The organism is Burkholderia sp. RF4-BP95 (assembly GCF_001521985.1).
GTDB lineage: Bacteria > Pseudomonadota > Gammaproteobacteria > Burkholderiales > Burkholderiaceae > Burkholderia > Burkholderia diffusa.
In genome coordinates this window covers 124,569-144,352 of the sequence record NZ_LOSX01000070.1, presented here as the reverse complement: position 1 = coordinate 144,352, position 19,784 = coordinate 124,569, and the positions used below count along the sequence as shown (strand labels likewise).

Below are 19,784 nucleotides of genomic sequence, written 5' to 3'. Positions count from 1 at the left end.
TCAGTGGACGAGGAACATCATGGAAATCGATCTGAATGCCGATCTCGGCGAAGGATGCGGATCGGACGAGGCGCTGCTCGACCTCGTCACGTCGGCGAACATCGCGTGCGGCTGGCATGCAGGCGGCGCCAATGCGATGCGCGACTGCGTGCGCTGGGCCGTGCAGAAAGGCGTGTCGATCGGCGCGCACCCGAGCTTTCACGACCCGGAGAATTTCGGCCGCAAGGAAATGCAGCTGCCGGCCGGCGACATCTATGCCGGCGTGCTGTACCAGCTCGGCGCGCTGTCGGCGATCGCGCAGGCCGAGGGCGGCCGCATCGCGCACGTGAAGCCGCACGGCGCGCTGTACAACCAGGCCGCGCGCGATCCGATGATCGCCGACGCGGTGGTGTCCGCGATCCACGACTTCGATCCGTCGCTTGCCGTGTTCGGGCTCGCGAACAGCGTGTTCGTCGCGGCCGCGCGCCACGCGGGGCTCGCCGCGGTGGAGGAAGTGTTCGCCGATCGCGGCTACCGCGCGGACGGCTCGCTCGTGCCGCGCAGCCAGCCCGGCGCGCTGATCGATGACGAGGACGCGGTGCTCGCCCGCACGCTCGACATGGTGCGCGATCGGCGGGTGCAGTCGGTGAGCGGCGAGTGGGTGCCGCTCAATGCGCAGACGGTCTGCCTGCACGGCGACGGCCCGCATGCGCTCGCGTTCGCGAAGCGGATCCGCGCGGCGCTCGAAGCGGCCGGCATCGACGTCGTCGCCCCGGGCGCGCTGGAAGCCGACGAAGGCGCCTGACCGGCGCGCAAGCCGCGCCGCCGCCCGACGAAAACCGCCGCACCAAAGAAAAAAAGCGCCCTCGTGGCGCTTTTCTGTTGGCGCAATCGCCGCGGACTTCGCCGTCTGTCGATTCGCCCCCCCGAAACCGTCTGTCGACGGTGACCGGAATAATGCTCCGGATTAAAAAACGTCCGCCGCCGCCCGATTGCTGCTTCCCCCCGGTCGGACGACGGAACGTCGCTTATCCGCAAGTCTGTCGCATGCATTTGTTGTCCCGACGATGTTGGCCCCGCCGTGCATGCAGACACTCCGCGGCCGGCACGATCATCACGTGCCGGCTACGCTAACCCCGCGCTTTGTTTTCTGCTACCCCGTAGAACTTTTTCTATTCTTTTCAATTTTTCAACTTGTGGGATGAAGAATAGAGATCGGCAGAACCGGATGTCAATCGTTTTAAACGCTATTTCCTGAGGATTCAAGGGTTTTCCTTATCGAATCGCGCGGCCGCACAGGCGCCTCGCCGCGCGTGCGTAACGTCGATCAAACAGGGGGGGATCGGTGCGCGGCGCCCGGCGCGATCAGTTCGCGTCGACCTGATACCCTTGCTGGCGCAACAATTCGAGCACGCCGCGCGGGCCGCCCAGATGCAGCGCGCCGATGGCGACGAATACCGGCCGGTTCGGCGCGGCGATTGCCGTCATCCGCGCAACGAAGCGCCGGTTGCGTTCGTACAGGATCTTGTTGTCGATCGACGCCGATAGCGCCTTCGAACGGGCCAGCCGCTCGCTCTTCGCGACCGCCCACGCCGAGATCGCATCGGCGTCGCCGATTTGCCACAGCCGGTGCAGCGCCTTGATGTCGTCGGCGTTCTGCGCCGGCGTCTGCACCATGTCCTGCGCGAGCATCTCGCGCTGCTCGGCGAGCGTCAGCCCGGTGAACGCGCGCATCTGCTCGGCGAGCGTCTCGAGCCCGATCACGCGGCCGCCCTTCTTCTTCAGGAATACGTTCTGAAGTTGCGCCTCGGTGCCGTATTCCGTCTGCAGGCCGGCCGCCAGCGAGTCGTAGGTTTCGACGACCAGCGCCGCGAGCCACGGCCGCATCCGGCGAATCTCCGCAAGCGCGGCCGGATTGCCGCGCAGGCGCCCCGCGAGGCGCTGCCACAGCGGCTCGGGCAACAGGCGCTGCAGGCACGGGTAGCGGCACACGCCATACTTCGACACGTCGTCCTGCGATTCGAGCAGATCGTCCGGCGACAGCTCGAGCGCGAGCGTCGGCGACGCCGCAAGCGCCCCGAGGATGCGCGGCCGGAACGGCTGAGCGGGCGGATAGTCGGACGGGTCGCCCGTGTGCAGCGTGCCGAGCACGTACAGCGTGACCTTGCCCTTGGTCGCCACGTAGAACGGCATGCGCGCGGGCTGCACGCGCACCGTGCCGCGCGCGACCGTGCCGTTGGACACGGAAGGCGCGTGGAAGCCCGGCAGGCTCATGCCGGGCGGCGGAACCTGCGACGTATGGATCGGCGAACTGGCCGGCGCACGCCCTTCGGCACGCGCGGCCCCGACGGGAACGACGAGGCCGGCCGCCACGCACGCGCCGGCCAGCGCCGCGCCCGTGACCGTGCGCACGCTCCAGCGCCGTGCGTTGCGGCACGCGCGCATCACGCGCGCGCTGCCGGCCCCCGAACGGCGCACGCCGGACGCGCGCGCCGCCAAACCATCAGGCATTCGCCTCCCCCACCTCCTCGGCGCGATGGCAGGCCACGCGGCGTCCGTCGACGTCGCGCAGCTGCGGTTCCTCGACACGGCAACGCTCGACCGCGTACGGGCAGCGCTGGTGAAACGCGCAGCCCGACGGCGGATTGAGCGGCGACGGCAGCTCGCCCTGCAGCTTGATCTGCACGCGGCGGTCTTCCTCGAAGATCGCCGGCGTCGCCGACATCAGCGCGCGCGTGTACGGATGGCGCGGCCGCGCGTAGATCGTCGCCTTGTCGCCGAGCTCGGCGACGCTGCCGAAGTACATCACCATCACGTCGTCGGCGACGTGCTCGACCACCGACAGGTTGTGCGAGATGAAGACGTAGCTCGTCTTGAACTGCTCCTGCAGATCCATGAACAGGTTCAGGATCTGCGCCTGGATCGACACGTCGAGCGCGGACACCGGCTCGTCGGCGACGACGATCCGCGGATCGAGGATCATCGCGCGCGCGATCGCGACCCGCTGGCGCTGGCCGCCCGAGAACATGTGCGGATAGCGCTTCGCGTGCTCGGGCCGCAGGCCGACCGTGCGCATGATCTGCGCGATGCGCGCCGCGCGCTCGGCGGCCGTCAGGTTCGCATTGATCTCGAGCGGTTCGGAAAGCGTCTGCTCGACCGTCTTGCGCGGGTTCAGCGACGCGAACGGATTCTGGAACACCATCTGCACGCGGCGGCGCAGGTCGGCGACCGTCTCGCGGCTCGCGCCGGCCACGTCCTTGCCGTCGATCGTCAGGTGGCCCGAGGTGGGCGTCTCGATCATCGTGAGCTGGCGCGCGAGCGTCGATTTCCCGCAGCCCGATTCGCCGACGACGGCGAGCGTCTTGCCGCGCCTGAGCGTGAACGACACGCCGTTCAGCGCCTTCACCGTGCCTTGCCCGAACATCCCGCGCTTGACCGTGTAGTGCTTCGCGAGCTGGTCGGCGACCAGCACCGCTTCCTCGTCGTGCGGCACGCGAGGCGTTTCTTGGACAGCATTCATCGTGCGCCTCCCGTCAGGTCGAGGTTGGAAACATTGAGCGGCTTGATGCAGCGCGCACGCATCGCATCGTTGGCCGGCACCAGCGTATCGAGCGCCGGACGCGCCTTGCGGCAATCGTCGACGACGTACTTGCAGCGCGGCGCAAACAGGCACCCGGACGGGCGATCATCGCGGCCGGGCACCATGCCCGGCAATGCGGCAAGGCGACGCGCCCCCTGATTGTGCTCGGGAATCGCCGCGAGCAGCGCTTCGGTGTACGGATGATGCGGCGCACGGAAGATGTCCGGCACGCGATTGGTCTCGATGACCTCGCCCGCATACATCACCGCGACGCGCTGCGCGACCTCCGACACCACGGCCAGGTCGTGCGAGATCAGCACGAGCGCCATCCCGCGCTCCTTCTGCAGCTTCACGAGCAGATCCATGATCTGCGCCTGGATCGTCACGTCGAGCGCGGTGGTCGGCTCGTCGGCGATCAGCAGCTTCGGGTTGCACGCGACCGCCATCGCGATCATCACGCGCTGGTTCATGCCGCCCGACATCTGGTGCGGGAACGCCGCGATGCGGTTCTTCGCGTCGGGAATGCCGACCTGGTCGAGCAGTTCGAGCGCGCGCCGGTGCAGCGCGTCGCCGCGCAGGCCTTCGTGCAGCTTCAGCACCTCCTTGATCTGGTAGCCGACCGTGTAGCTCGGATTCAGGCTCGTCAGCGCGTCCTGGAACACCATCGCGATGTCCTTGCCGACGATCTTGCGGCGCGCCTTCGGCGACGCCTTCAGCAGATCCACGCCGTTGAACGTGACCTCGTCGGCCGTCACCTTGCCGGGCGCGTCGATCAGGCCCATCAGCGCCATCATCGTCACGCTCTTGCCCGAGCCCGATTCGCCGACGACGCCCACCACCTCGCCCGGCGCGATCGACAGGTTGATCCGGTCGACAGCGGGCAGGCCGTTGAAGTTCACCGCGAGATTGCGGATGGTCAGAAGATTCTGGGTCATGTCAGGCCATCCGCTTCAGTTTGGGATCGAGCGCGTCGCGCAGCCCGTCGCCGAGCAGGTTGATCGCGAGCACCGAAATCAGGATCGACAGGCCGGGCATCGTCACGATCCACCATGCGTTGTCGATGTAGTCGCGCGCGGACGCGAGCATCGCGCCCCATTCCGCGGTCGGCGGCTGCACGCCGAGGCCGAGGAAGCCGAGCGCGGCCGCGTCGAGAATGGCCGACGAGAAGCCGAGCGTCGCCTGCACGATCAGCGGCGCCGTGCAGTTCGGCAGCACCTGGGAGAACATCAGGCGCAGCGTGCCGGCACCGGCCACGCGCGACGCCGTCACGTACTCCTTCTGCAGTTCGCCGAGCGCCGACGCACGCGTGAGACGCACGTAGGCCGGCAGCGCGACGATCGCGATCGCGAACATCGTGTTGGTGAGGCCCGGGCCGATGATCGCGACGACCGCGACCGCGAGCAGCAGCGACGGCAGCGCGAGCAGCACGTCCATGATGCGCATCACCGGCGTGTCGGCCCATTTCTGGAAGAACGCGGCGACCAGCCCGAGCACGATGCCCGGGATCAGCGCGAGCACGACCGACACGAAGCCGATCCAGAACGACATGCGCGCGCCGAACATCAGGCGCGAAAGGATGTCGCGGCCCGCTTCGTCGGTGCCGAGGATGAACTGCCAGTTGCCGCCGGCGAGCCATGCGGGCGGGATCTTCACGTAGTCGCGGTATTGCTCGACCGGGCTGTGCGGCGCGATCAGCGGCGCGAGGAGCGCGACCAGGATCAGCATCAGCACGACGATGCCGGCGCCGACGGCGCCGCGGTTGCGCGAGAAGTTGGCCCAGAACTCGCGCAGCGCGAGCGCACGGCCGCCGGCCGGCGCGGATTCGCTCGGCAGGGTGTTTTGCAGATTGCTCATGGAATTACCTCGTGTGGCGGATGCGCGGATTCAGCACGCCGTACAGCAGGTCGACGACCAGGTTCACGACGATCACGAGCGTCGCGATCAGCAGGATGCCGCCCTGGACGACCGGATAGTCGCGGCGGCCGATCGCATCGATCAGCCACTTGCCGACACCGGGCCACGAAAAGAGCGTCTCGGTCAGCACGGCGCCGGCGAGCAGCGTGCCGATCTGCAGGCCGATCACCGTGACGACGGGGATCAGCGCATTGCGCAGCGCATGCACGACGACCACGCGCGCGGGCGACAGCCCCTTCGCACGGGCGGTGCGGATGTAGTCCTCGCGCAGCACTTCGAGCATCGACGAGCGCGTCATCCGCGCGATCACCGCGAGCGGGATCGTGCCGAGCACGATCGCGGGCAGGATCAGGTGGCTGACCGCCGACTTGAACGAGCCTTCGTCCGGCGCGAGCAGCGCGTCGATCAGCATGAAGCCGGTCGGATGCGGGAAGTCGTATTCGACCGCGATGCGCCCGGACACGGGCGTCCAGCCGAGGTACGACGAAAACACCATGATGAGGATCAGCCCCCACCAGAAGATCGGCATCGAGTAGCCGGTGAGCGCGGTGCCCATCACGCCGTGATCGACGACCGAGCCGCGCCGCAGCGCGGCGATCACGCCGGCCGGCAGCCCGACGGCGAGCGCGAACACGAGCGCGCACAGCGACAGCTCGACGGTCGCCGGGAAGCGCGCGAAGAATTCGCCCGCGACGCTGGTGTTGGTGATGATCGACGTGCCGAGGTCGCCATGCAGCGCCCGGCCGATGTAGTGGACGTACTGCAGGGGCAGCGGCTGGTCGAGCCCGAGGCGTTTCATCGCCTCCGCATGCATCGCGGGATCGACGCCGCGCTCGCCCATCATCACTTCGATGGGGTCGCCCGGTATCAGGTGAATCAGCGCAAACGCCAGGATGGTGATGCCGATGAAGGTCGGGATCACCATCCCCACGCGGCGCAACACGAATGTGAACATGATGCGTCTCGTATTTTCTTGTGGGAAATGTGCGACCGGCGACGAGGGGCTTTTGGCCCCTCGCCGCCGGATGATTTCAAGCCGGTCTTCTCAATGACGACAGCTTAGGCCAGGTCGGTTACTTCACGCTGACACCGTCGAAACGCGCATAGCCGAGCGGCTCGATGCGCATGTCGACCACGTTCTTGCGCACTGGCTGGTAGACCGTCGAGTTCGCGATCGGCGAGAACGGCAGCTGCTGCGCGAAGATCTGCTGGGCCTGCATGTAGATCTTCGTGCGCGCGTCCTGGCCGGTCGTCGTGCGACCCTTCTGGATCAGCTCGTCGAACGGCTTGTAGCACCAGTGCGAGAAGTTGTTGCCCTTGATCGCCTCGCAGCCGAGCAGCGTGCCGAGCCAGTTGTCGGGGTCGCCGTTGTCGCCCGTCCAGCCGATCAGCATCGTGTCCTGCTCGCCCGTGTGTGCGCGCTTGATGTACTCGCCCCACTCGTACGTGACGATCTTCGCCTTCACGCCGATCTTCGCCCAGTCGGCCTGGATCATCTCGGCCATCAGGCGGGCGTTCGGGTTGTACGCGCGCTGCACCGGCATCGCCCACAGCGTGATGTCGAAACCGTTCGGATAGCCGGCCTTCGCGAGCAGCGCCTTCGCCTTCGCGGTGTCGTTCGGCGCCATCTTCAGGTTCTTGTCGTACGACCATTGGGTCGGCGGCATCGGTGCGCTGGCGGCCTGGCCCGCGCCCTGATAGACGGATTCGAGGATCGCCTTCTTGTTGATCGCCATGTCGAGCGCCTGACGCACTTCGAGCTTGTCGACCGGCTTGTGCTCGACGTTGTACGCGAGGTAGCCGAGGTTGAAGCCCGGCTGCGACGGCATGTCGATGCCCGAGTCGGCCTTCAGCGTCGCGATGTCGGCCGGACGCGGATAGCTCATCACCTGACACTCGTTGCGCTTGATCTTCTGCACGCGCACGCCCGGGTCGGGCGTGATCGAGAAGATCAGCTTCGACAGCTTCACGGCGCCCTTCTTCCAGTAATCAGGATTCCCGTCGAAACGGATCGTCGCGTCCTTCGTGTAGCTGCGGAAGATGAACGGGCCCGTGCCGACCGGCTTCTGGTTGATGTCGGCGGCCTTGCCTGCCTTCATCAGCTGATCGCCGTATTCCGCCGACAGGATCGACGCGAATTCCATCGCCATGTTCTGGATGAACGGCGCGTTCGGCTCGGCCAACGTGAACTTTACGGTGTACGGATCGACCTTCTCGACCTTCGTGATCAGCTTGTCGAGGCCCATGTCGGTGAAGTACGGGAACGACACCGGGTAGGCCTTGCGGAACGCCTGGTTCGGATCGAGCATGCGCTCGAACGAGAACACGACGTCGTCCGCGTTGAATTCACGCGTCGGCTTGAAGAAGTCGGTCGTGTGGAACTTCACGCCATGGCGCAGGTGGAACGTGTACACCTTGCCGTCGGACGAGACGTCCCACTTCTCGGCGAGGCCCGGCTCGACCTTGGTGCCGCCGCGCTCGAATTCGACGAGACGGTTGTAGACGGTGAACGTGGCGGCGGTGAAATCGACGCCGGTCGTGAATTGCGCGGAATCGAAACCCGCCGGGCTGCCTTCTGAGCAGTAGACGAGCGTTTTGTTCGGGATCTGTGCGAATGCAGAACCCGCGACGCCGAGCGATGCCGCTGCCACGCCTGCAATGGCGGTAACACGCAGGGTGTGCAACAGACGGTTGTATTCCATGTTTCCTCCAGGTCTCCAGATCGGAACCGGTCCCCCCTGGGGCCGGGTACGCGGATATTACTTGAGCTAGCGATTTTGCAACAAGCTGGAGAAAAAACTCTTCTAGACGCATTTGCGCGGGTTTTTGCGGATGTCTCGCGCACGCAAAAAGTGCGTCTGCGCGCGCGAGCGGCGAATTCGTTCATCCCGCGCGTGTTTCCTTCGACAACTAAACAATTCGTACGCGGGCGCGAACGATCGCCGCGCCGATTTCGGGGCCAAAGCCCGCATCGTTGCGGATTTCGAAATGATGGTCGCGCTGCAATGCGGCCGTCAGGCCGGCGCGTCGAGATCCGCGTTGCGCGCGGGCACGAACGCGACCGCGACGATCGACAGTGCGAGCCCCGCCATCACGTAATAGGTCGGCGCGAGCGGCGTGCCCGTCACCTTGATCAGCCACGTGACGATGAACTGCCCGAAACCGCCGAACAGCATCACCGCGACGTTGTACGCGATCGACAGCCCCGTCGAGCGCACGTTGGCCGGGAACAGTTCGGCGATCATCGCGCCGAACGGCCCGTAGTAGCCGGCGAGCGTCACCGACAGCACGGCCTGCACCGCGATCAGCCGCCCGATGCTCGGCGCCGCGTCGAGCCACGCGAACAACGGATACATCAACGCGAGCGTCAGCACGAGCGACCACAGCGACAGCCCCTTGCGGCCGATGCGGTCCGACCACGCGCCCGCGACCGGCGACAGCACCATCAACAGCAGGTTGCCGACGATCACCGCATAGAACGATTCCGCATACGGCAGCTTCAGCTGCTTCACCGCGAAGGTCGGCAGATAGCTGATCAGCACGTAGATCGTCACCGTCAGCGCGATCACCGAGCCGAGCCCGCACAGCACCTCGCGCGGATGGCGCGTGAACACTTCGCCGAGCGTCGCGCGGCGGGCGCTTTGCTGCGCGTGCAGGAATGCTTCGGAATCCGCGAGATGACGGCGGATGTAGAAGCCGATCGGGCCGATCATGAGCCCGAGGATGAACGGCACGCGCCAGCCCCAGCTGCGCAGCGCGTCGTGCGACAGCCCGCGCGTGACGGCCGCGCCGACGAGCGCGCCGATCAGCAGCGCGGCCGCCTGGCTCGCCATCTGCCAGCTGCCGTAGAAACCGCGTTTCGAGAACGGCGCGGCTTCGATCAGGAGCGCGGTCGCGCTGCCGAATTCGCCGCCCGCCGAGAAACCCTGCAGCAGGCGGCCGAGCACGATCAGGATCGGGCCGCCGATGCCGATCGCCGCATAGGGCGGTGCGATCGCGAGCAGGAAGATGCCGGCCGTCATCAGCAGGATCACGAGCGACAACGCGGCCTTGCGGCCCGCGCGGTCGGCGTACAGGCCGAACACGATGCCGCCGATCGGGCGCATGAAGAACGCGACGCCGAACGTCGCGGTGGTCAGCAGCAGCGACGAGTATTCGCTGGTCGTCGGAAAGAACAGTTCGGCGATCACGACGGTCATGAAGCCGAACACCGTGAAGTCGTACCACTCGAGCGCGTTGCCGATCACGGCCGCCGCGACGGCCCGCCGGTTCAGCGCACGCTCGGGCCGGATCGTTTTCGTTGAATTCGCAATCGTCGCCATGCGTGCCTCGTCCTCGTGAATTCGCCATCGGGTGGCGCGGCGCACGGGGGGCCGCGGCGCGCTGGTTTGCAGCGAGTGTAGAAAGCGACGGAACCGTTTTCAAGCATAAAAAACGCCCGCCATCGTCCGATGGCGGGCGTTTTGCGGTTTTCGCCACATTGCGGCATCGCACGATGCCGCCGCGGACGTCAGCCCATCTTCGTGAATGCGCTGCACCAGCCCTTCGCCGATACCTGCTTGCCGGGGAATGCACCGCACGGGCCCGAGGCCGAGCCCTTCTTGCCCTGATACAGCATGCAGGCCGCGCAATCCTGGCCTGCTGCGTATTTCGGATACTTCGTCTTGTCGACCTTCGTGGCATCGGCCTTGTAGCCGAGCGCCACCGCGGCCGGATCCGTTTCCGACAGCATCGGCGCGTCGGCCAGCGCTTCGCGCGACAGCGCCAGCGCGGACACGGCACCAATGCTCGTAATCAGGAAACTCCGACGGGATGTTTTCATGGGGGACTCGCTCCAACGTTATCGGTTTGAAAGCCGTTCTGGCGACGGCCGTTCGACAGAATAACGCTCAAGCGAATGAATGTGCGCGCCGAAATGCCGGAAATAAGGGATTTCACACGGCCGGCCCGCACGAATGCGGGCCGCGTGCGTCACGCATGTGACGTCATGTCGCCGACGCGCTGCGCGAGCGCGAGCGACGCGGTCAGCCCCGGCGACTCGATGCCGAACAGGTTCACGAGCCCGCGCACGCCGTGCTGCGCCGCGCCCTGCACGATGAAGTCGGCCGGCGGCTCGCCGGGCCCCGCGAGCTTCGGCCGGATTCCCGCGTAGGCCGGCTGCAGTGCGTCGTCGGGTAGCCCCGGCCAGTACGTGCGGATCGACGCGTAGAACGCCGGTGCGCGCGCGGGATCGACCTCGTAGCGCAATGCATCGACCCACTCGACGTCCGGGCCGAAACGCGCCTGTCCGGCCAGGTCGAGCGTCAGGTGCACGCCGAGCCCCGCGCGGTCGGGCATCGGATAGACGAGGTGCGAGAACGGCGCGCGCCCGGACAGGCTGAAGTAGTTGCCGCGCGCGAGATAGAGCGGCGGCACCCAGCGCGGATCGAGCCCGCGCGTGCGGCGCGCGAGCGCCTGCGCGCCGAGGCCCGCGCTGTTGATCACGCACGCGGCCTCGATTTCGGTCGGCGCGTCGCCGCCGGTACGCACCACGAAGCGGCCGCCGCGCAGCACGTCGATCGACTCGACCGGGGATTTCAGCGCGCACATCGCGCCGTCGCGCTCGGCGTCGCCGAGCAGCGCGAGCATCAGCTGGTGACTGTCGACGATACCGGTGCTCGGCGAGAACAGCGCCTCCGCGCATTCGAGCGCGGGCTCGAGCGTCTGCGCCTCGGCACGCGTGAGCGGCATCAGGTCGAGCACGCCGTTTTCCGCCGCGCGCGCGGCGATCGCCTTCAACTGCTTCACCTGCGCGGCGCTCGTCGCGACGAGCAGCTTGCCCACGCGCCGGTGCGGCACGTGGCGGGTCTCGCAGAACTCGTACAACAGGTCGCGCCCGTGCACGCACGACATCGCCTTGAGCGAACCGCGCGGGTAGTAAAGCCCCGCGTGAATCACCTCGCTGTTGCGCGAGCTCGTGCCCGTGCCGATCGCGTCGGCCGCCTCGAGCACGACGGTTTCGCGCCCGCGCGCGGCCAGTTCCCGCGCAATCGCAAGACCGACGACACCCGCGCCGATCACCACACAATCCATCTGCTCCATGACGTTTCGCGTTGCTTGCGCATCAAGGGGAGAGAAGAGAATTGTACGTCCCGGTTCGCACGCTTGCCGGACGCGTCCGTATCGGCCTGTACGCGTCGCGCGGCGAGGCTCGGCGCGACGCGTGCAGGTCGCGGCGCAGCGCGCGCCGCCGGCTCAGAATCCGATCGGCCGGCGCTTCGCCGCGCCCTCGTCGGCGCGGATGTCGGACGGTGCGATCACGTCGCGGCCGTCGAGCCGCGCGGCGCCGAACGCATGCAGCAGCGCACGGCGCATCGTGCGCGGCGGCGTCGCGGCCAGCACGTCGAGCGCGTCGTCGTCGAGCGTGTCGGGGAAGCGCCGCCCCCACGCGTGCGACGTGCGGATCTCGTCGTAGATCGTCTGCGCGATCCGGCGCGCGCCGGCCGCGTCCGGCGGCGCGATCTCGTACACGTTCATCCGGTTCAGCAGCGGCTCCGGAATCGCCTGCGCATCGTTCGCGGTCGCGACCCAGATCACGTTGCCCGCATCGATCGGCACTTCGGCGAATTCGTCGACGAACGCGCGCGCGGTATCGTGTTCGAGCAACGCGTACAGCGCGCCGAGCGGATCGTATTGCGCGTCGCTGCCGGCCTTGTCGATCTCGTCGACCGCGATCACCGGGTTCGCATAGCTGCCGTTGACGAGCGCATCGAACACCTTGCCGGGCTTCGCGTTCTTCCATTGCGACGACGCGCCCGACAGGATCCAGCCGGCCGTCAGCGAACTCATCGGCACGTAGTGATACGCGGTGCCGAGCAGGTGCGCGAGCGCCTTCGCGAAATGCGTCTTGCCGATGCCGGGCGGCCCGAGCAGCAGGATCGGCATCAGTTCGAGCCGGTCGTCCGTCTCGAGGCACAGCGCGACCTGCTTGCGCACGTCGTCGAGCGGCTCGGTGAAATTGGGCAGCGCGTCGCCGAGTTCGTCGAACGACGGCATCCGGTTCGGCTTCACGCAAAAGCGCAGATTGCCGGTCTTGAGCATGCGCTCGTAGGTGGCGCGCAGTGCGTCGCTCGCGCTCTCGTTCAGGTCGTTCAACGCGGTCTCGACCTGCTCGAGGTCGTACACCGTGCTGAAGGACGCCACCGCCAGTTCCTGTTTCACCATCGCCGTCGTCATACCAACCTCGCTACCGCTACCGTCACACGACCATCAGACCCTTACGATTTCAGTGTAGCGATCCCGCATCGGCGTGCAAGCAAGCAGCCGCCCCGGTCTGCTGCTAACACCGCGCGCGCGCTGCAGCGCAGCGCCGCGCGGCGTATGATCGAACGTTCACCGGCCGCCGCGCCGGCCTCGCCACGGCGCCCGCGCGGCGCCGTGCGCTTCGTCTCGAAGGGTTGCCGATGTCCGTCCCCGCTGCCGTCCCGCGCATCGACGCCGATGCGATCCGCGCCGTCGACGCCGCGCTCAAGTCGCGCCGCGCGATTCGCGCGTTCCTGCCGACGCCCGTGCCGCGCGACACGCTCGAGGCGATCCTCGAAGCCGCGAGCCGCGCGCCGTCGGGCACCAACATCCAGCCGTGGCGCGTGTACGTCGCGACCGGCGCGACCCGCGACGCACTTGCCGCGGCCCTCACCGCCGCGTACGACGATCCGGCGCGCGACGAGAAATACGTCGCCGAATACGACTACTATCCGCGCGAATGGGTGTCGCCGTATATCGACCGGCGCCGCAAGGTCGGCTGGGACCTGTATGGTCTGTTGAACATCGGCCGCGACGAAAAGGCCCGCATGCACGCGCAGCACGCGCGCAACTTCCGCTTCTTCGATGCGCCGGTCGCGCTGTTCTTCACGCTCGACCGCGTGATGACGCACGGTGCATGGCTCGACTGCGGCATGTTCCTGCAGGGCGTGATGACGGCCGCGCGCGGACGCGGCCTCGACACCTGCCCGCAGGCCGCGTTCGTGCCGTTCCACCGGATCGTCGCCGAGCATCTCGACATGCCGGCCAACGAGCAGCTCGTCTGCGGGATGTCGCTCGGCCATGCCGACCCGGACGCGATCGAGAACCGCCTCGTCACCGAGCGCGCGAGCGTCGCCGAATTCGCGCGCTTTTTCGCTTGAAAACGCGTGACGCGTACCTACCTTTCGATCAGGACCGGATCGTGCTGCGAACCTGCGGCGATGCGTCCTGTCACACCACCGTCCAAATCGATCCGGCGTAAGATGTGCGTCCGTTCCCCGCTACCCCGCGTTTCCGGAGAAGTTTCATGCTGAAACACGGCCTGGCCGTCCTGCTCGCGAGCGCCGCGCTCGCGGCCCATGCGCAGAGCCCCGCCCCAGCCGTCGTCGCGTGGGAGATCCAGGTGGTGCGCGATGGTCAGACGATCGACACGTTCCAGCAACGCACCACCGTGGGTCAATCCCGTACCGACACTCATCGCTATCCGTCCGCCGTGCCCGTCGGCTGCGGCAATGCCGCGCGCGTCGTGCCGACCGAGCGCTCGCGCTCGGTGACGGTCGCGCCGCTCGCCGTCGACGACGCCGCGCACACGGTATCGCTCGCGCTCGACGTGCAGGAAACCCTCGACGACGAAAACGCGACGCGCAGCGATCCGTGCCTGCCCGCGTCGCCGCGGCAGATCGTCGCGAGCCATCCGGGGCTGTCGGTCGGCGGCGATGCATGGACCGACTGGACGCTCGTCGAGCAGCGCCCGCATCTCGTCTACCGCGTGCGCGCGCACGTCGCGAAGGACTGAGCGCCATGTCCGCCGACGCCCTGTCCTTGCCGTTCGCCGAACCGCACGCCGCGCCCGACGAAATCACCGCGGTCAGCTGGAACCTGCACAAGGGCCGCTCGCCGCTCGGCTTCACCGCATGGAACGCGATGCGCAACTGGATGCAGTCGACGCACGCCGACGTGTATTTCCTGCAGGAGGCGATGGCGCGCCGCATGCCGCGCCCGATGCTCGCCCCCGGCTTCGGCGCGCCGATGGACGACGCGGTCGACGACGTGTGGCATTGCCAGGCCACCGAGATCGCGCAGGCGCTCGACTGGCAGATCGCGCTCGGACCGAACGTGTTCAAGCCGTCGTGGCGGCACGGCAATGCGATCCTGTCGCCGCATCCGCTCGACCTCGGCGGCCGCTGGGACATCTCCGCGCACCGCTTCGAGCGGCGCGGGCTGCTGGTCGCGCGCGCGACGCTCGCGGGCGCACGGCCCGTCACGCTGCTGTGCGCGCACCTCGCGCTCACGCGCGCGGCGCGGCTGCGCCAGATGCACTGGATCGCGCACTGGATCGTGCGCAACGCGGGCGACGACCCGCTCGTGCTCGCCGGCGACTTCAACGACTGGCGCAACGATTCGGTCGCGCTGTTCGGCGAGATCGGGCTGTCCGAAGTCGCGACGCTGCTCGGCCAGTCGGGCCGCACGTTCCCCGCGTTCTCCCCGGCGCTCGCGCTCGACAAGATGTTCGTGCGCGGGCTGACGCCGCTCGAATGGCAGGCGCCGTCCGGCGAAACCGCGTGGCTGTCGGATCACCTGCCGTATATCGCGCGGCTGCGCCTCGATCCGAGGTGATGCGGTGGCGCGGCGCGCCATGCGCGAAGCTCGCGGCCGGTCGCTGAAAGCCGGTTGCAAGATTTCGTTGCGCCAAATCCGCGCGGCCGCGCGGGTCAAGCCCGCATCTGCCCCAAGCAGGGTAAAATAACGAGTTCCTCAATCGTCTGTCATCGAGAAGGCGCGTGTCCGACGCGCCGGCCGGCCGATCCGCGATCGGGCCGACGCACTCGGTTTTTTTGCCCGTTTTTGGGCCCGTTACACGCGTCCGCTACGCGCGTCCGTTTTCAAAGCCATGAGCAAATACGACACCGCCACCGTCCAATCCGTCCATCACTGGACCGACACGCTTTTCAGCTTCACCTGCACCCGTGAACCGAGCCTGCGCTTCAACAACGGCGAATTCACGATGGTCGGCCTCGAGGTCGACGGCAAGCCGCTCGCGCGTGCCTACTCGATCGTCAGCCCGAACTACGAAGAGCACCTCGAATTCTTCAGCATCAAGGTCCAGAACGGCCCGCTGACGTCGCGCCTGCAGCACCTGAAGGTGGGCGACTCGGTGCTGATCGGCAAGAAGCCGACCGGCACGCTCGTCGCCGACAACCTGCTGCCCGGCAAGACGCTGTGGATGCTGTCGACCGGCACGGGCCTCGCACCGTTCATGTCGATCATCCGCGACCCGGACATCTACGAACGCTTCGACAAGGTCATCCTGACGCACACCTGCCGCCTGAAGGGCGAGCTGGCGTACATGGACTACATCAAGCACGACCTGCCGGGCCACGAGTATCTCGGCGACATCATCAAGGAAAAGCTCGTCTACTACCCGACGGTCACGCGCGAGGCGTTCGACAACGAGGGCCGGATCACCGACCTGATCGCGACGGGCAAGCTGTTCACGGACCTCGGCGTGCCGGCGTTCTCGCCGGAAAACGACCGCGTGATGCTGTGCGGCAGCACCGCGATGCTGAAGGACACGACGGACCTGCTGAAGCAGGCCGGCCTGGTCGAAGGCAAGAACAGCGCGCCGGGTCACTATGTGATCGAACGCGCATTCGTGGACTGATCGAACCCCGAATTTGTGCCACATCAAGAACCGGAGCAAAAGCTCCGGTTTTTTTTCGTCCCTACTTGGCGAATTCGTAACAAGCCACGATCATTTCATGTCAAATCGTTACATTTGGATACGGGCGATCCGTGTGCTTTCGCGTCAGTGTTTTTCCTACAACAGCTTCGCTCGGATTATTCACATTTACCCTTAAATGTCCGCCCAGCATGACGTTTTCCAAATTTTTGAGATATTATTCGCCCCGCGTGGTCGCCGATCGGGCGACCATTGGAGGGTCGGACTCAAACGTTACAAGATGTAACTTTTGTTACCTCGGCACGGGGCGATTCTCTGGCGGCTGCCGTCATCGAAACGGCAGCCGATCCACGCAGCCAGCCGGTGTCTGAACCGCTTTCTGACAGCAGGGAGAGTCATGGATACGTCGCTCAACGCGCCCACGGGCGCTCATGCCCCGTTCCCGTCGCAGCCGCTCGTGCACGGCTGCGACACGGCCGCGCCCGTGGCCGGCGCCCTGCCCCAACGCGACACGTCCGCCGCCCGGATCGCGGCGCTGTCCCTCCAGCTGATGGTTGCCGACGAGGCGGCCCGCCGCCATCTCGCCGGCGAGCTGCATGACGGACTCGGCGCCGAACTCACCGCCGCACGTTTCGCGCTCGCAAACGTTCAAACGTGGCTGCCGGCAAATGCGCCGGACGGCTGCCTGCGCGCGCTCGAGCTGGCGCAGCAGGCGCTCGACTCCGCCACCGACGCCAACCGCCGGCTGATCGACGAGCGCGACACGCCGGCACTCGACGGCGGCGTCGTCGGCGCCCTGTCGGCGTGGGTCGACAGCCACACGGCGCGCACCGGCCTGCGCACGAGCTTCGTCTGCGCGGCCGACGCACGGCTCACGCAACTCGGCGGCGCCGGCGCGCTCGCGATCTTCCGCGTCGCGCAGGAAGCGCTGTCGAACGTCGCGAAGCATGCGCGCGCGACGTCCGTCGACGTGCAGATCGACACCGACGACTCGCATATGTCCCTGATCGTCACCGACGATGGGACCGGTTTCGCGCGCAGCCGACGCACCGGCTACGGCCTCGCCGGGATGCGCGCACGCTGCGAGGCGTTCGGCGGCAGCTTCGACGCGAGCGCACCGGAAGCGGGCCGCGGCACGCGCGTCACCGCGCGCTTCGCGTGGGACTCGCTGTTCGCGGCGCCGGCGGCCGCGCGCCGCGCGTCGCTTTCGTGAGGCCGTCATGAGCCTGAACATCCTGCTCGTCGACGATCACGCGATCGTCCGTCAAGGGATCCGCCACTTGCTGATCGACCGCGGCATCGCGCGTAACGTGACCGAGGCCGAGACCGGCAGCGATGCGGTGGCGGCCGTCGACCGCGACGCCTTCGACGTGATCCTGCTCGACATCTCGTTGCCGGACACGAATGGCATCGAGGTGCTCAAGCGCATCAAGCGCAAGCTGCCGGGCGCGCCGGTGCTGATGTTCTCGATGTACCGCGAGGACCAGTACGCGGTGCGCGCGCTGAAGGCCGGCGCGGCCGGCTACCTGTCGAAGACGGTGAATGCCGCGCAGATGATCGGCGCGATCCAGCAGGTCGCGGCCGGCCGCAAGTACGTGAGCCCGGCGATGGCCGAGGCGCTCGCCGAATACGTGTCGTTCGAGAACGAACCGCTGCCGCACGAGAAGCTGTCCGATCGCGAATACCAGACGCTCTGCATGCTCGCATCGGGCAAGCGCCTCACCGACATCGCGAACACGCTGTCGCTGTCGGTGAAGACGGTCAGCGTGTACCGGTCGCGGCTGCTCGAGAAGATGCGGCTGTCGAACAATGCGGAACTGACGTTCTACGTGATGAGCAACCGGCTCGTCGACATGGCGCCCGCGTCGGGCGCCTGATTCTTCGTCCTCGCCGCACCCGGCCGGCTCCACGCCGGCCCCGGCGCGCCGCACGCCGCGCACAAGCAATTGTTTTATCGGACGATTCCCGGGCGCACCGCTGCGCCGCAGCGGGTCTTCCACGCCAAATCGGCTAAAATTGCGGGTTTTCACTCACTCGGCGCCGCCGCGCTCGCGCGCGCTGGAAACTCATCCGCAATGTCCTTCTTCCGCAAGAAAAACGTCGATCGCATGATCGCCGGCGCGCACGGCGCCGGGCTCAAGAAAGCGCTCGGCGCCATCGACCTCACCTTCCTCGGCATCGGCGCGATCATCGGCACCGGCATCTTCGTGCTGACCGGCACGGGCGCCGTACAGGCCGGCCCCGCGCTGATGCTGTCGTTCGTGATCGCCGCGATCGCGTGCGGCCTCGCGGCGCTGTCGTACGCCGAATTCGCGTCGACGATTCCGGTCGCGGGCTCGATCTACACGTACTCGTACGCGACGCTCGGCGAGCTCGTCGCCTGGATCATCGGCTGGGACCTGATGCTCGAATACGGCCTCGCGGCGTCGGCCGTGTCGGTCGGCTGGTCGGGCTACCTGCAATCGCTGCTGCAGGGCTTCGGGCTCACGCTGCCGACCGTGCTGACGGCCGCGCCCGGCGCGATCCCGGGTGTCGTCACGTGGTTCAACCTGCCGGCGTTCCTCGTGATGCTGGTGATCACGACGCTGCTGTCGATCGGCATTCGCGAGTCGACCCGCATCAACAACGTCATGGTGTTCATCAAGGTGTCGGTCGTGCTGCTCGTGATCGCGGTCGGCATCTTCCACGTCACGCCCGCGAACTGGAAGCCGTTCATGCCGCACGGCTGGAACGGCGTGTTCGGCGCGGCGGCCGTGATGTTCTTCGCGTTCATCGGCTTCGACGCCGTATCGTCGGCGGCCGAGGAAGTGAAGAATCCGAAACGCGACCTGCCGATCGGCATCATCGCGTCGCTCGCGGTGTGCGCGGTGCTGTACGTGACGGTCGCGGCGGTCGCGACCGGCATCGTGCCGTCGGCGCAGTACGCAAACGTGTCGCATCCGATCTCGTATGCGCTGCAGATCGCCGGCGAGAAGTGGGTCGCGGGCTTCATCGATCTCGGCGCGGTGCTCGGCATGCTGACCGTGATCCTCGTGATGAGCTACGGCCAGACGCGGATCATCTTCGCGATGTCGCGCGACGGCCTGCTGCCGGCGGCGCTGTCGCGCGTGCATCCGCGCTACGCGACGCCGTTCCTGACGACCTGGCTCGTCGGCCTGTTCTTCGGGCTGATCGCCGCGCTCGTGCCGCTCAACGTGCTCGCCGAGCTGATCAACATCGGCACGCTCGCCGCATTCTCGATGGTGTCGATCGCGGTGCTGGTGCTGCGCCGCACGCACCCGGAACTGCCGCGCGCGTTCCGCTGCCCGGGCGTGCCGGTGGTGCCGATCCTCGCGGTCGGCGCATGCCTGTTCCTGATGCTGAACCTGCAGCCCGTCACGTGGGCCGCGTTCGGCATCTGGCTCGTGATCGGCCTCGTGATCTACTTCCTGTATTCGCGGCATCACTCGAAGCTCGCGCACGGTCAGCACGACGCACATTGACCGCCGTCGCTGCGCGCGCACGCCGCGCGCAGCGACACGACGCCACGCCGGGCCGTCACCGGCCCCGTGCGCGCCCCCTCCCCGCCCGAACCGGCCCGGCCATCGGCGCCCCCGCGCGGCGCACGACGCGCGCCGCCGCGCCCCGCAC

General features: G+C 67.3%; 18 protein-coding genes. 8 read left to right on the top strand and 10 right to left on the bottom strand.

The genetic code is table 11. From position 1 onward, the window contains the following. Positions 1-19: 19 nt before the first annotated feature. Positions 20-784: a 5-oxoprolinase subunit PxpA gene (gene pxpA / locus WS46_RS23810; RefSeq protein WP_059535055.1), complete on the top strand. Its 765-nt coding sequence runs from the start codon at positions 20-22 to the stop codon at positions 782-784. 560 nt (positions 785-1,344) lie between these two features. Here pxpA and WS46_RS23805 read toward each other — a convergent pair. The 10 genes from WS46_RS23805 to WS46_RS23760 form a co-directional block, all read right to left on the bottom strand. Continuing rightward, the gene (locus tag WS46_RS23805) at positions 1,345-2,490 is read right to left on the bottom strand and encodes a TraB/GumN family protein (protein WP_059691955.1); all 1,146 of its coding nucleotides are present in this window, start codon (positions 2,488-2,490) and stop codon (positions 1,345-1,347) included. After that, positions 2,483-3,499: a peptide ABC transporter ATP-binding protein gene (locus WS46_RS23800; RefSeq protein WP_059691954.1), complete on the bottom strand. Its 1,017-nt coding sequence runs from the start codon at positions 3,497-3,499 to the stop codon at positions 2,483-2,485. The genes WS46_RS23805 and WS46_RS23800 overlap by 8 nt, the downstream gene beginning before the upstream one ends. Continuing rightward, positions 3,496-4,494, bottom strand: coding sequence for an ABC transporter ATP-binding protein (locus WS46_RS23795; protein WP_059691953.1), 999 nt, complete (start codon positions 4,492-4,494; stop codon positions 3,496-3,498). The genes WS46_RS23800 and WS46_RS23795 overlap by 4 nt, the downstream gene beginning before the upstream one ends. A 1-nt stretch (position 4,495) precedes the next feature. Then, positions 4,496-5,413 carry an ABC transporter permease subunit gene (locus WS46_RS23790; protein ID WP_059535048.1) on the bottom strand — a complete coding sequence of 306 codons (918 nt, stop codon included), beginning with the start codon at positions 5,411-5,413 and terminating at the stop codon, positions 4,496-4,498. A gap of 4 nt (positions 5,414-5,417) precedes the next feature. Beyond that, positions 5,418-6,428 carry an ABC transporter permease subunit gene (locus WS46_RS23785; RefSeq protein WP_059691952.1) on the bottom strand — a complete coding sequence of 337 codons (1,011 nt, stop codon included), beginning with the start codon at positions 6,426-6,428 and terminating at the stop codon, positions 5,418-5,420. Positions 6,429-6,546: 118 nt separating this feature from the next. Next, positions 6,547-8,175 (bottom strand): ABC transporter substrate-binding protein, encoded by a 1,629-nt coding sequence (locus WS46_RS23780; protein WP_059535044.1) that lies wholly within the window; start codon positions 8,173-8,175, stop codon positions 6,547-6,549. 312 nt (positions 8,176-8,487) lie between these two features. After that, entirely contained in the window at positions 8,488-9,795 is a 1,308-nt protein-coding gene (locus WS46_RS23775) for an MFS transporter (RefSeq protein WP_059691951.1), read from the bottom strand. A gap of 188 nt (positions 9,796-9,983) precedes the next feature. Further along, a complete protein-coding gene (locus WS46_RS23770) occupies positions 9,984-10,295 on the bottom strand; it encodes a high-potential iron-sulfur protein (protein WP_059535040.1) in 312 nt (103 codons plus the stop codon). 149 nt (positions 10,296-10,444) lie between these two features. Continuing rightward, positions 10,445-11,554 carry an NAD(P)/FAD-dependent oxidoreductase gene (locus WS46_RS23765; protein ID WP_059691950.1) on the bottom strand — a complete coding sequence of 370 codons (1,110 nt, stop codon included), beginning with the start codon at positions 11,552-11,554 and terminating at the stop codon, positions 10,445-10,447. A gap of 153 nt (positions 11,555-11,707) precedes the next feature. After that, the gene (locus WS46_RS23760) at positions 11,708-12,688 is read right to left on the bottom strand and encodes an AAA family ATPase (protein WP_059535036.1); all 981 of its coding nucleotides are present in this window, start codon (positions 12,686-12,688) and stop codon (positions 11,708-11,710) included. Positions 12,689-12,915: 227 nt separating this feature from the next. Between WS46_RS23760 and WS46_RS23755 the strand changes: the two genes are divergently transcribed. From WS46_RS23755 to WS46_RS23725, 7 genes are all read left to right on the top strand, one after another. Continuing rightward, positions 12,916-13,635, top strand: coding sequence for a nitroreductase (locus WS46_RS23755; RefSeq protein WP_059691949.1), 720 nt, complete (start codon positions 12,916-12,918; stop codon positions 13,633-13,635). A 146-nt stretch (positions 13,636-13,781) separates the two neighbouring features. Continuing rightward, positions 13,782-14,270 carry a hypothetical protein gene (locus WS46_RS23750; RefSeq protein WP_059691948.1) on the top strand — a complete coding sequence of 163 codons (489 nt, stop codon included), beginning with the start codon at positions 13,782-13,784 and terminating at the stop codon, positions 14,268-14,270. 5 nt (positions 14,271-14,275) lie between these two features. After that, complete coding sequence (locus WS46_RS23745; protein ID WP_059691947.1) at positions 14,276-15,091, top strand: endonuclease/exonuclease/phosphatase family protein; 816 nt, start codon at positions 14,276-14,278, stop codon at positions 15,089-15,091. Positions 15,092-15,365: 274 nt separating this feature from the next. Next, a complete protein-coding gene (locus WS46_RS23740; RefSeq protein WP_059535031.1) occupies positions 15,366-16,136 on the top strand; it encodes a ferredoxin--NADP reductase in 771 nt (256 codons plus the stop codon). Between the two features lie 415 nt (positions 16,137-16,551). After that, positions 16,552-17,367 carry a quorum system sensor histidine kinase RqpS gene (gene rqpS / locus WS46_RS23735; protein ID WP_059691946.1) on the top strand — a complete coding sequence of 272 codons (816 nt, stop codon included), beginning with the start codon at positions 16,552-16,554 and terminating at the stop codon, positions 17,365-17,367. Positions 17,368-17,374: 7 nt separating this feature from the next. Beyond that, entirely contained in the window at positions 17,375-18,031 is a 657-nt protein-coding gene (gene rqpR / locus WS46_RS23730) for a response regulator transcription factor RqpR (protein WP_059535026.1), read from the top strand. A 198-nt stretch (positions 18,032-18,229) separates the two neighbouring features. Continuing rightward, a complete protein-coding gene (locus WS46_RS23725) occupies positions 18,230-19,636 on the top strand; it encodes an amino acid permease (protein WP_059535024.1) in 1,407 nt (468 codons plus the stop codon). The last annotated feature ends 148 nt before the right edge of the window (positions 19,637-19,784 follow it).